The organism is Methanobrevibacter thaueri, assembly GCF_015062915.1.
Taxonomy (GTDB): domain Archaea; phylum Methanobacteriota; class Methanobacteria; order Methanobacteriales; family Methanobacteriaceae; genus Methanocatella; species Methanocatella thaueri_B.
In genome coordinates this window covers 70,209-82,717 of the sequence record NZ_SUTJ01000007.1, presented here as the reverse complement: position 1 = coordinate 82,717, position 12,509 = coordinate 70,209, and the positions used below count along the sequence as shown (strand labels likewise).

The 12,509-nt window shown below is 38.0% G+C and carries 15 protein-coding genes; all 15 read right to left on the bottom strand.

From position 1 onward, the window contains the following. Positions 1-213 precede the first annotated feature (213 nt). Positions 214-1,464, bottom strand: a complete 1,251-nt coding sequence (locus E7Z78_RS06270; protein ID WP_303724305.1) for a SufD family Fe-S cluster assembly protein — start codon at positions 1,462-1,464, stop codon at positions 214-216. Then, entirely contained in the window at positions 1,433-2,188 is a 756-nt protein-coding gene (locus E7Z78_RS06265) for an ABC transporter ATP-binding protein (RefSeq protein ID WP_303724304.1), read from the bottom strand. The genes E7Z78_RS06270 and E7Z78_RS06265 overlap by 32 nt, the downstream gene beginning before the upstream one ends. Positions 2,189-2,334: 146 nt before the next feature. Further along, positions 2,335-2,604 carry a PRC-barrel domain-containing protein gene (locus tag E7Z78_RS06260; RefSeq protein WP_116592369.1) on the bottom strand — a complete coding sequence of 90 codons (270 nt, stop codon included), beginning with the start codon at positions 2,602-2,604 and terminating at the stop codon, positions 2,335-2,337. A 55-nt stretch (positions 2,605-2,659) separates the two neighbouring features. Continuing rightward, positions 2,660-3,268, bottom strand: a complete 609-nt coding sequence (locus E7Z78_RS06255) for an NTP transferase domain-containing protein (RefSeq protein ID WP_303724303.1) — start codon at positions 3,266-3,268, stop codon at positions 2,660-2,662. Positions 3,269-3,287: 19 nt separating this feature from the next. Continuing rightward, positions 3,288-4,757: a methanogenesis marker 14 protein gene (locus E7Z78_RS06250; RefSeq protein WP_303724302.1), complete on the bottom strand. Its 1,470-nt coding sequence runs from the start codon at positions 4,755-4,757 to the stop codon at positions 3,288-3,290. A gap of 145 nt (positions 4,758-4,902) precedes the next feature. Next, positions 4,903-5,835 (bottom strand): tetrahydromethanopterin S-methyltransferase subunit H, encoded by a 933-nt coding sequence (gene mtrH, locus E7Z78_RS06245; protein ID WP_303724301.1) that lies wholly within the window; start codon positions 5,833-5,835, stop codon positions 4,903-4,905. A 13-nt stretch (positions 5,836-5,848) separates the two neighbouring features. Next, the gene (mtrG, locus tag E7Z78_RS06240; protein ID WP_303724300.1) at positions 5,849-6,085 is read right to left on the bottom strand and encodes a tetrahydromethanopterin S-methyltransferase subunit MtrG; all 237 of its coding nucleotides are present in this window, start codon (positions 6,083-6,085) and stop codon (positions 5,849-5,851) included. Between the two features lie 12 nt (positions 6,086-6,097). After that, on the bottom strand, positions 6,098-6,304 hold the full coding sequence (locus E7Z78_RS06235) for a tetrahydromethanopterin S-methyltransferase subunit F (protein ID WP_303724299.1): 207 nt from the start codon (positions 6,302-6,304) through the stop codon (positions 6,098-6,100). A gap of 13 nt (positions 6,305-6,317) precedes the next feature. Then, positions 6,318-7,034 carry a tetrahydromethanopterin S-methyltransferase subunit A gene (gene mtrA, locus E7Z78_RS06230; protein ID WP_303724298.1) on the bottom strand — a complete coding sequence of 239 codons (717 nt, stop codon included), beginning with the start codon at positions 7,032-7,034 and terminating at the stop codon, positions 6,318-6,320. Further along, the gene (locus tag E7Z78_RS06225; protein WP_303724297.1) at positions 7,035-7,364 is read right to left on the bottom strand and encodes a tetrahydromethanopterin S-methyltransferase subunit B; all 330 of its coding nucleotides are present in this window, start codon (positions 7,362-7,364) and stop codon (positions 7,035-7,037) included. 17 nt (positions 7,365-7,381) lie between these two features. Then, the gene (mtrC, locus tag E7Z78_RS06220) at positions 7,382-8,197 is read right to left on the bottom strand and encodes a tetrahydromethanopterin S-methyltransferase subunit MtrC (protein ID WP_303724296.1); all 816 of its coding nucleotides are present in this window, start codon (positions 8,195-8,197) and stop codon (positions 7,382-7,384) included. A 1-nt stretch (position 8,198) separates the two neighbouring features. After that, on the bottom strand, positions 8,199-8,900 hold the full coding sequence (gene mtrD / locus E7Z78_RS06215; RefSeq protein WP_303724295.1) for a tetrahydromethanopterin S-methyltransferase subunit D: 702 nt from the start codon (positions 8,898-8,900) through the stop codon (positions 8,199-8,201). Between the two features lie 13 nt (positions 8,901-8,913). Then, a complete protein-coding gene (gene mtrE / locus E7Z78_RS06210; protein ID WP_303724294.1) occupies positions 8,914-9,792 on the bottom strand; it encodes a tetrahydromethanopterin S-methyltransferase subunit E in 879 nt (292 codons plus the stop codon). A 295-nt stretch (positions 9,793-10,087) separates the two neighbouring features. Then, positions 10,088-11,743 (bottom strand): coenzyme-B sulfoethylthiotransferase subunit alpha, encoded by a 1,656-nt coding sequence (mcrA, locus tag E7Z78_RS06205; protein ID WP_303724293.1) that lies wholly within the window; start codon positions 11,741-11,743, stop codon positions 10,088-10,090. 6 nt (positions 11,744-11,749) lie between these two features. Then, the gene (gene mcrG / locus E7Z78_RS06200) at positions 11,750-12,508 is read right to left on the bottom strand and encodes a coenzyme-B sulfoethylthiotransferase subunit gamma (protein WP_292742953.1); all 759 of its coding nucleotides are present in this window, start codon (positions 12,506-12,508) and stop codon (positions 11,750-11,752) included. Between the last annotated feature and the right edge of the window lies 1 nt (position 12,509).

Here is a 12,509-nt window from a genome sequence, read left to right as displayed (position 1 = left end):
CTTTTTAAGGAATACATGTTTAGGCACTCCTTAAAATCACAATTTTATGTACATAATGAGCTAGCTCAGCATTACATTAAGTACTGATTAATATATTTAATTAATAATTAATATAAAGGTTACTTGGAAATTAAAGTCAAAAAGTTTATATACTATAAAACAAAGTTGGAAAAAATAAGAAAATAAAGACAAAAAAAGAAAAATTAGATGGAATTACATTCCATCAAGACTCATATCAATCATATTTTGAGTTTGCTCAGCCAATTCGTCAGGAAGGCCAGTAATATCCATGTTTAAAAATCCTCTTACAATCATGGATTCCGCATCCTCTTCGGTAATTCCACGGGAAGTCAAGTAGTTAATCTCATCTTCTGAAATTTTACCGACAGCCGCTTCGTGAGACATTTCAAGGTTTGCAGAACTTGCTTCAAGTTCAGGAACCGCATAAATGAAACTGTCATCAGACAATACCAATCCGTGACATTCCAAATGTCCCTTAACGTCAGGCACTGTACCTGCCAAATGACCTCTAGCGTAAATCTTAGATTCATCCTGAGCAACAGCTCTTGAGATGACCTCTCCACGAGCACCTTCAGCATTCAATAAGACTCTTGATCCAACATCAATGATTGAATCCTTTTTACCTCCCTGAATACTTTGGAAGATAGCTCTTGAATCTTTACCGTTACAGTAAGCGGTTGGGAAAGATTGGATAGTCCTTACAGGACTTGTTAAAATATAATTATTGATGAATGTAGCGTTATCTCCTACATTAACACCGGTTCTTGGACGGACTTCAACCTCTTCAGCCCAGTTGTGGACCATGGTGAATGTGATTTTGGAACCTGGTTTCAAATACATTTCAGATACTCCCACATGCATTGCGGAATCGATATCTGAACCGGTTGCACAACCTGTAATCAAGTGGAGTTCTGAGTTTTCCTCAGCAATGATTACATTGTGAGCAGTTTGCATGATATCTGCATCACTGATGAACATGCATGCTTGTACAGGCATGACTTCTTTAGTTCCAGGCAAGGACCTTACAAAGTAACCGCTTTTAACGCCATCTTCTTTTTCCCTTAAAGCGGTTTTAGCAGTGTATTTATCTGCATCAGGCTTTACCACATTCCATAAGTAGTCTTCAACCCAACTGTATTTGTCCATTGCAACACCAATGTTCATTACTTCAATGGAATCTGACATTGAGTTATTTGTAAAAATGTTACTTTGATCAACCTGTAAAAATGAACCGGACCTGTTTTTTTCCTCAGTATCAACACCAACTCTTAAGAGATCCTCTTTGGTGGATTTGCTTAAGTCATCCAAATCATCAATCATGTCCAAAGCGTTAACTGTTTCATCAGTAAAATTTTCTATTGTGACATCTGCACCAATTGGTGCTTTTTTATCTTTAGCTCTTTCAGCATCTTCATAAACATTGCGCACACTCAACACATCCATTAAAACCATTTTTTCTAATATCTTCTAAAATTTCACTTGGGTTTCCTGAACAGGAAATAGCCCCATCAATCAAAACATGCGCCTTATCAGCACTGACGAAGTTTAAAATATAACCTAAATGAGTAATTAATAGTCCACTTCTTTTTCTGGAACGTTGTGGTTTATCCTTATCCAACAATGTACCGATTTCAGAAGCCAATAACTCTACATTTTCAATGTCCACACCAGAATCAGGTTCGTCAAACATTGTGAAATCCGGCATTTGAGCGAGTAATTGCAAAATCTCTGAACGTTTCACTTCTCCACCGGAAAATCCTAAGTTAACATCACGGTCTAAAAACTCATCACTGAACTTGAGCTGTGTAGCCAATTCTTTCATTCTTGGATTTAACTCCTCATCCATATCCTGATGAGATTCTATTTTAAGCAAGTCCCTTACTGAAACTCCTCTGATTGCAGGAGGGGTTTGGAAACTTACACCTAAACCTAACTGCACTCTTTCGGCAGTTGATAAATTTGTAATATCTTGACCTTTAAATTTAATAGTACCCTCAACTACCTCATATTGTGGAAATCCTAAAATAGTTAAGAATAAAGTACTTTTACCAGCACCGTTTGGTCCTAAAAGAACATGAGTTTCACCTTCATCAATAGAAAGATTTACTCCTTTTAAAACTCTTTTTCCAGCCACATTAACGGCCAAATTTTCTATTTCAAGCAACATTATAATCACCTTTATGAATAAATATGAATTTGTTTTATACTATTATAACTATTGATTTATAAAATATAAATACTTAACACATGGTATAAAAAATACGGTAAAAAAAATAATTGAAAATATAAATAAAAAAAAGAAAATAACTGAAACTATTCAGTTACAATAATGAATTCGCCGACTTTTTCGACTTTAGCAAAAGGAACTAACAATAAGTCACCGTTTCTTTTAGCGCCTTTTACATGGATATTACGATCACTTTCTATCCTAATAGCAATATCAACAATCTTACCTGTTTTTTCATTGATGATTAATTCATCCAATACCCCAAGGATACGTGCATTGTTGGTAGCTACTTGATAGTTTTTAATTTCACTCCATAATTTTTCTTCTCTTTTAGGAAGTTGTTGTTTATTTTCCATTTAATCACCTAATAAAAATAATTTTTACTTATATAATTATTAAACTTCATTATATTTAAACATAATATTCAAAATATAATCTTTCCGCTATTTCGCTATCGGGAATGGTGTTAATATTTAACGCCAATTCGACTTTGGAAAGGACCAGCTGGTTTTCATCCTGGATGATATTCTCGCTTCTCAATACATTCAAACCTGAAGGGACCTTGCCCTCAAAATCATATGAATAATCAAGGCCCAACTCCTCAAATATTTCAACGGGAACCAAAACAGATAACGCATCCTTATCGGAATTCTGATAGTATTCAAGAACATCATCAATGGTTTTGGAGGATATGAAAGGCAAATCTGCATTTATAAAAAGCAAAATGTCATTTTTGGATTTCCTTTCAAAATGATCTAAAATGTAAGATAAGTCTTTTAAGTAATCCTCACCTGATGTGTCCAGAATCCTAAAATCATCATTTAAGGATTCCAAGTATTTGGTTGTTTCACGAGTGTTGGGACTGACTGCAATAACGATTTCATCAATCAATTTAGATGATTTCAAGTTGTCAAGTACAAATTTAATTAAAGGTTTATCATGTAATTTGAAAAGAGGCTTTTCGCAAGGAACCTTGAGCCTGGTTCCCCTACCTCCGGCCATCAAAATTGCATAAATCATGACAAACCACTAAAAGCATTTAAGCGAACTTGCCACCAGCCATTTTCATACGGTCTTTAAGAATGCATCTTCCACCTTGTTTACCTCCAATAGGTACTTTAGGTGTACCCATTGAATTCATACAACGTGCCATGATTGCAGAACCTAAAGCAAGACCGTCCTCTACAAATACGACATTTTCAAACTTGTCCTGAACGGCTTCCAAAATGAGTTCAGGTTTGCGTCCAGTGATACCTGCCCTACCGGTAATTCCTAAAGCGGAACCAGGAACAATGACATTTTCGGCAAACGCAACATCCAATACACGTTTTACAATGTTTGTACTTACATAATCCAATGTTGAAAGCAATGTTGGAAGACCGTCAGCATCATAGAATTGTGCACCCAATTCCATAAGTTCACCGAGCTTGTCACCATTGAATCCCACATCACATCCAATCAAGGTTGTACCTGCTTTTGCGGCAGCTTCAGGATTTACAGGAACTGTACCGAACCTTTCAACATCCATTGGCACTTTAGTAATGTTAATTAATTTATGAGCTTCAAGCGCATTGGCTTCAGCTTTCTTATGGTCAGCCTTTTTCATTGCCTTTTCAGAGTATAAGTCTAAGGCAGCACCGTTTTTCTTGTCAATCTGACCGGAACCTCTAGCCAAGGAGTCGCTTACAACACCTGCAAGACCTAAAAAGTTACCTACAGTGTTAGCGTAAGGTTCGTTATCGTTAACAATACGTCCTGCTAAAGTGGAACCGAAATCCAGGGAAACACAAGGGTTTCTGTAGTCAACTTCAGTCCATTTTGCACCTAACTTGATTCCTGCTGTAACAAGTTCCCCTTCCATCTCGTTTGCAACGGTTTCCTTACCTTCAGGAGGAACTACACTAACAACAGCACCGTCAAACATGATGTTCTCTAAAAGGGAGTGTCTTTGAAGCCTTTCAGGAAGTTGGGAAATGCTCATTGCAGGAGACATTTTCCTAGGAGGAATATCTGCTTCAAGACAGCCGTCAGCAAGAGCGATAATCAATTGACCTGCCTCTTCAGCGGTTGCAAAACCTGCAGTAACCCCAGTTGACCTTACAACAAAATCCAAGTCCTCATCCTTATCGACTTGACATTTCCTAAGGGATTCCAATACGGTATCCCTAATCAATTCTGTTACCGCTTCCTTGGAAAGCTCGATACCCCAAACGGTTTTACCGAAAACCTCTTCATTAGGTTTAGGCGGACGGATGTCACGAGTCATCTTAACGGTTTTATTCAATAAATAAGATTCACTTGTGTTTAAATTGGTAGCCATTACAATGGATTTTGTAGTGGTGTTACCTAATTCAACAGAAGCAGTCACATAAAAAGTATCCGGCTTTTGAACAGCACCCGGACTTGCAGGACCTGCCCTTTGAGCTCTTAAAGTGGCTAAATTTCCTGTTTTGGAATGAGCAATAATAGGCTTAGGACCTTTCTTGAAAATTTTACTTAAAAAAGACATTATCTAACCTCTCCAAAATATAAAGTTAAATAATAATATCTTTTTAGAATAATATAAATTTTGTTAAAATAATCTTGAAAAAAAGTGTTAGAAAAATAAAAAAATAAGATTAGATGAAATTAATCATCTAATCGACCCGTAACATCTATAATAATTTGTTAATTGGGTGGTCTTCTACAGGTTCGGTACCGATATCTTTTGCTGCTTCAGCAATCATGATATCTGCCATACCACATGCAGGGAAAGCAAGTCTTGCGTTTTCGATAGGTCCAAAGAGAACGAAGTCTCCTCCAGCCATTTGTTGAACAATGTTGGAACCTATGTCACAAACAGGCCATGCTTCTTTGTGTTCTTTTTTGTATCCTCTTAACCAGTCCCATGCGGATGGAACGTTGTGAATACCTGATCCTACAGGGTAACCCCATTTAGCTTTTACAGCGTAAGAGGTTCTTACAGCAGGTCCTGCACCTTGACCTAATGGAGTAACAGCTACGTCCATCCAAGGTTTGGTAATTCCACATTCGTCAGCCATTTCGAGAATACCTTGGTCAATTACAGATCCACCAGTTTCCCAAATTTCGATTTTTCCTTCTACACCAGGAGTCATTGGGTTGAATCCTAAGAGAATGGATGCGTCGATGTCTGAGTTTTTAACAGCTTCGATTTCTGCAGGTTCTGCAGCCATACTGATAGAGTTGTATACAGCTCTTTCACATAATCCTGCGTCTTGAACGTATTCTACACCTGCAATTTTAGCAGCAGCTGCAGTTGAGTCGATAAGGAAAGGTTTGTCACAGATGTCTCCTACGAATTCTAGGTATTTTACCATAGCTTCAGGAGTAGCACCGAAAGTTTGTACAACACAAGGGTTTCCGGTTACATCAGACATTTCTTCCATTGTTTTAATTCTTTCTTCAGCAGCATCTTTATCAAAGATACCAGCTTTTTCATCACTAATAATATTGTGTCCGCCGTAAAAGATTGTTCCTGCTAAAACGGTTGGATATTCACCAGGTTGTCCACCCATTTTTACTCCAGCAATATCTACGACGATTTGTTCTTTATCAAATCTTAACATAAGTATAAACCTCCTATAATAAGGTAGATAGCATTGTAGTTATACCGAATTTTATAGCTACAACTAAAATAATTAATCCAATTATAATACCGTATAATATACCAACATCTCTACCAGTTTGTTGGCCTAAACGTTGATAATATTCCCCTACAGTGAAATCAACTTTTTCTTCTGCATCATCTAATTTTGCAACAAGTTGGTTGAATTCATCTGAGGAAACCATTACTTGAGGTACTGATTCTTCACTCATAAATAACACCTCTTATAATCCTAATGCTTTTGCAATAGCAGGAATAATTACGATTAAAAGTAAAGCTATACATGCTCCGTAAGCAAATCCTTTAAATCTTGTTGCAAGTAAACCTGCGAAAAGTTTACCTTCTCTTGCAAGGAGTTTGGAACTGTATTCAGCATCATCAGCTGCAGTTTTCATACTACTAACATTTGGTTTGTTTGAAATTTGTACCATAATTATTACCTCCTTAGAACATCAAGAATAAAACTCCAATGATTAAAGTGAAAGCTAAACCGATCATTATACCTTGGACTTTACCTGCATAATTACCAGCCATATTTCTTTGGACAGCTCCAACCATATCGATTTTAGTGTTTATATCCCTAATTCTTGCTTCGATAAGGCCAGTTTCAGCTGAAACAACTTTCATTGCTTCGCCTTCTTCTTCTTCACCGTCGTCGTCATCCACTGAAATAACCATAGCTTCTTCTTCAAAAGCACCTGGGTCTTTTTCTACGCATTCATTGATTTTTGATTGAATTGCTCCGATATCTTCTGTGTCGATTAAGTCAACAATTTCTAATTGTTGTTGGAATCTTTCAACACCATCGAGTGGAACATTTTCTACGAAAGGAATAGCTCCAGTAGCACCGATAATTTTCTTTTTATCAGGGTCAGCACCGTTTTCGTGTAAAGCTTTAAAACTTTGACCGGTAATGTGACCTTGCACTTCAGCACCAGCTAATATTAAGAAACGAATATTAGGGTTGGAAATAATATTAGCAACTACTTTTTCTATTCCTAAGTTTTCTGTTTTACATGGACCTGCAATAGCTGCTCCAGAAAGTTCAGCTTCAATGTGAGAAGCTAAAGTTGTTACTGCAACAGGGCTTTCAGGATCACCTACAATGTAATCCCCACTAATAACCGGCCAGCCATCTGCAGGAGCTTTTTTATCAGCCATCTATAATACCCCCAATACTTGTAAGATTGGTAATGCAGCAAATATGATGAATGATGCTAATAAGAAACCATATACCATGTTAGTTAATAATCCTGCGGTAACATAGGAACCTTCCCTTCCAGGGAATGATCCGACAGGACTTGTATATGGGTCTAAGGAAGCCATTAATTCATCAGCAGCTAATTCCACTTTTGCTACTTGTTCTTCAACTTCATCCATAGAGAGGAGAACAACTCCTGAACCTAAAGATGATCCGAGGACCCCAGTTACAGGATCGTATGCGAAATTCATTTCAGGTACGATTTGTACCATAGGTAACATTTGAGCCATATTTAATTCCTCCTAATCTATTGATCCACTTTAGGCCATAATCCAGCCCATTTGGTTGATGCTGCGTCATTACATGAAGCTAATACAAATGCTCTGAATGAAACAACCCATCCGATTAATCCAACGATGAATACAACAAACCAACCGAGTCCACCAGTAGTGACAGACATAAGACCAGTAATAGTCATGGATAAGAATGCAGTAGATGCTGCACATTTGAGAGTTCTTACTTGATCTTCGTTAGGTCCTAAACATGCGTTGAATGGGTGTTGAATAGCCATAGTACACATAATAAATAATACAGCAATAAAACCAGTTGCAACAACGTGTTCGTAAATTGCCATCATGTCGTAACTACCTGCAATAGCAACAGCAAATCCTAAAATTGATAAAGTAGCTGCACCTGCAATTTCAATAGTACATTGGAGCATAATTGGGATTTTCATACCAACGATTTTGGTTGCAACAATAGCAATGATAGCACCAATGATAACTGCAATTACAAAACCAGCGATAGGTCCTAAAAGACCGATTTTTAAGATAGTTGCTAAACTGAGACCAGCTAATGCAGAAATTACACCAACGGAAAGAGACATGTAACCGATAGATGGTACACCAGTACCTAAACCGTAACTTGCTACTCTACGAATAGCGTCAGCTCCCCATACGATTGCTAATACTGCACCAATACCAGCAATAACAGGACCGATAACGTCTCCTAAAAATCCTGATAAATATATACAAAGTAATCCGCCAACGATACCTAAAATTAATAAGTGAGTTGAACTTACTGCACCTGCAGCTGCACCGTCAGCACTTCCACCAGCAGACATCTTAGATACCTCCAGTTAAAATAATACAAAAGATTCCGACAACAATAGATGCGATTGCACATGCAAGAGCTCCAGTACCAATTCTTTTGAATTTTGGATCGTGCATACCTTCAATGGTACCACCAATGTTATATGAAGCAATTACAGAGTTGATAAAGAACACACCTACACCTAAAATAGCAGCTAAACCAATACTTATAGCAGGATCGGTTACAAAGGTACTTTCATTAACAGCAGTGTTAATTCCGTAGTAGACTAATCCACCACCGAAACCACCAAGAAGTCCTCCGATAAGACCACTTATAAATGAAGTTACTGGTACACCGTGACCTTCGGTACCAGGGGTTTTATAAGGTTCTTGGTTACGTTTGGTAATCCAGTCTACTGGTACTTTGGATGCAGCAGGAACAATACCTACACCGAAGATGTAGATTAAGTTCGCAATGAGCATAGTAATACCCATCATGATCATAGCACCGATAGCACCACCAATACCAATGATATAAAATGGTTCACCTGTCATAGTTGCAGCAGTAATAAGACCTGTTAAACCTGCACCAGCAGCTAACATAGCAGTACCGGTACCTACACCAGTAGCTGTAGACATAGCTGCAGGAGCTCCTCCTACAGGAATAAAGTGCACACCTGCACCAATCATAATACCGCCTATTGCGATGAATAAAATTAAAGTAATTGGATCCATAATCGAAACCTCCTTATTCTTCCTCATATGGTCCATATTTGTTTCTTGCAAATACTTCTAAATAATTATCCATGATAATTAATAAGATAATTATTATAATACCTACAATAATACCACCATATACTCCAAATACTACTGTATTCCAGAAACTAAAGAATACAACGAGACCGAAACAGAAACCAGTTAATGGTCCACCGAATTTAGCACAGAAGTTTACTACGTCCATAGAGTTTTTAGCACCTAATGGAGCTTTAGTAACGATATCCCCTTGAATAGCTACAGGAGTACCTCCACCAAATTCGAATTTTTGATACTCACTTTCAGAACCATAGTGAACGTCCCCAGTTGAAGATCCGATAGCACCTAAAGCAATACCCCAGAGCATTGCTAAGAGAGGTAATGGGAATACGTGTAATGGGGTACCATTCAATGGAATGGTCATTAAGTAAGAAATTCCAACAATACAGAAACTAGTTATAAATCCGTGACCTACGATAGGTCCTAAAGATTGAGTTAAAACATCCATAAATAATGGTTGTTCGAATTGGGATTGTCCGACAATCCTTCCCATGTGGGATGTAACAGTATAAATAGCGTGAACAAAAGCAGCGATACAAGCACCCATTGCAATAGCTACGATAGGCATCATACCTAAAGACATTACTATGTATGCAACAGCACCAGCAACACCACACCAAACACCATAAGCGACTGGTTCACCAGAAGCCGCCTTGTTTATCATACGGTGTAAATGTCCCATTTGTGGAGCAAGTTGAACTTGGGAGTTAGGGTTACTTTGAGAACCGATATCAGATTCTAAGTCCTCTGCAGCCCCTCCAATAGTAGCAACTGCACCCATTAATGCAACTACACCTAATGTTACAGGGTCCATAATTTTTTTCCTCCATATTATTTTATTAAATTGATCATTTAATAAACATGAAATTTGATTCTTGTTCCATACAAAAATCTTGTAAACAATAATATTTTATGACTTTTTTATTTTTCAAGTGAAATTGATTTTAGTTCCATTCGATAATTTCAAACTTGTTAATTGTCACTTAATTATTGCTTAATTAATATATTTTACTAGCACTTAATATAAATGTTTTGGATATTTTCAAGTAAACTTGATTTGTATAAAATGGTGGATAGGTGATGAATCACCTATCACCGTGTTTATCTATCTATTTTGCTGGGGTAATAGCAGTTCTTTCACCAGCAGGTTCGAATTCTCTTAATGCACCTTTAGCAAATTGAGCACGTACTTGGCTGAAGTCGAAGCATAAGTTCTTATCAGCAAATGCGATTTTTACTAATGGGTTGAAAGCCCAAGCGTCTCCACGAGCGGAGTGAGGTGCTTGTGCGATACCAGCGTATTCACCTTGGTGTCCTACGTTCATTGCGTAGTTAGGGTAGTTAGGTCCTCTCATTTCGAGTGGTAAACCTTCATCGTTTCTGATGGAGAATACGTTAGCTGCACCACATTGATCTTGTAAATCGAAACCGTAGAATCCGAGTCTGGAGTGTTGTTCTTTGTGTAAGTACATGGATAAGTACCATCCACTTAAACCAGTTTGTGCATTACCAGTAGCGAATGCAGTGGAACAACCAGCCGCTGCGGAAATAACGGATGCTCTTTGAGATCCACCGAAGTGAGTTTCGAGTAAAGCTGGGTATTCTTCGTATTGTTCTAATGCGTAGAATGCTACTTCAGTACCTACGTCAAGTACAGTGTCCATGTCGTTAGGTGCTGCGCATAAGTCGCCGTATTTGTCTTCGACGTAATCTTTACCGTAGTAGGTGAAGTCGTCTAATACGTTATCAGTGTATGCTGCGGTAGCATATTGGGTGAATCCTACACCACCAGACATGTAAGAACCTAACCAAATTTGGTCGTATAAAGCAGCACCTAAAGCTACTACTTCTAAGGTTGATCTTACAGGGTCGTCAGGGTAAGCTCTGGAACCTTGACAGATATCTGCCATGAATCCGAATGGAACTCCACCAAGTTCGTTTTCTGCTCTTGCTCTTCTTACAGGTAAGTAAGTACCCATGTGGATAACTTCTGCGTGTTTGGATGCGTAAGCGAAGTCACCAGTAGCTCCTTCACCAGCACATTGGTTGTATGCAGAAATCATGGACATACCAATTTGCATAGCAGACCATCTGGAGGTGTTACCACCGTCACAGACTCTTCCTACAATGGATGGAATTCTTACAGCTTGCCAAATAGCTCCGCCAACTTCAGCTTTTAAAGCTTCAGCTTGTTCTTCAGGGAACTCTTTGTTGATGTCTAAAACGAATGCGGAATCAATTTCATCAGCTAATTCGTCGTCACCAGTGAAAACTTTTACGTAAGAATCTTGTACAACTAATGGGTCAGTTTCTACCATGTGTTCTTGAACTACTGCTGCACCAGGCATAGCGTGGTTTACAGTTTCTAAGTAGTGAGTAATTGTTTCAGGAGTTACTTCAATACCTAATCTTTTTTCGAGAACGTTGTGTGCAGTGTTTAACCCTACGATTACAGTTCTTCTGATATCGTCCCAAGCTTGTTGGATAGCTGCGTTGTTAACATAGTGTAAATCGTCACCTTCTACGAAAGTATCAGTAGTAGATAATTGGTAAGACATTAAAGCTCTTTGACCTAAAGGAGTACCAATGTCTGGGTTGTACATTGGAATTCCTCTTTTTTCAGCGATTTCTTTACCTTCATTTACAAATGCAGTTTTCTTTTCAGATTGGGTCCAACCACCCATGTTATAGAATTGGGTTCTTTTTTCAGTTGGGTCTTCACTGAATTTTTGTTTCATTGCATCTAAGAATTTTTTATCAGCCATATTAATCTACCATCCTGTAACTGGATTGAATGCACCGAATGACCTGGAAACGTGTATTCTTTGACATACTTTTACAGCTTCTACGTCATCTTTGTATGCTTCACCATCTATTCTGTAAATAGTGGTTTTTGCTCTTAAAGTTTCTTCGTCTAATGGTTCACCTAAGACTACAGGTTCGTCTAATTCTCTACCTACTTGGTCTTTTACCATTTCGACATTACCGGTTTCTTTGTTGAATACTTGTCTTCTGAGCATATCGAACATTAAACCGTTTTCATCTAATCTTAATGAGTGACCGTGTACACCTGCACCTCTAATACCGGTTCTTGCAGTATCGAAGTATTCGGTTTCTAAGAGTGTTTTTGAGAGTTTTTCTAAGTCTCTTTCTCTTGCTTCGACTACTTGTCTTCCGGATAAGGTACCGGTATCGATTCCTCTGAATCTGGATAAGTAAGATCTAGCTCTTAAGAAAGGTTGAGCAGGAGCGAAGTACATGGAGTCTACGAATTGGATGTATCTAATCCTGTCACCTGCTTTTGCACCGTCAATAGGTGTTACTAATTCTCTTACACTGTCATCTGGCTCGTCCATTTCGTCTAATGGTGGGTGAACTGATTTGTATTCTTCACCTGGAGCTTTGTGACCTAATATTTTTACTACGTCTTCATCAGAAATTTCTCTTAACTTTTCTAACTCGTGTTCAGGGTTAGTGAAGTTTCTTCTGTTTTGAGCAACCTGAGAAGTACCTGGATAAATTTGTACCATA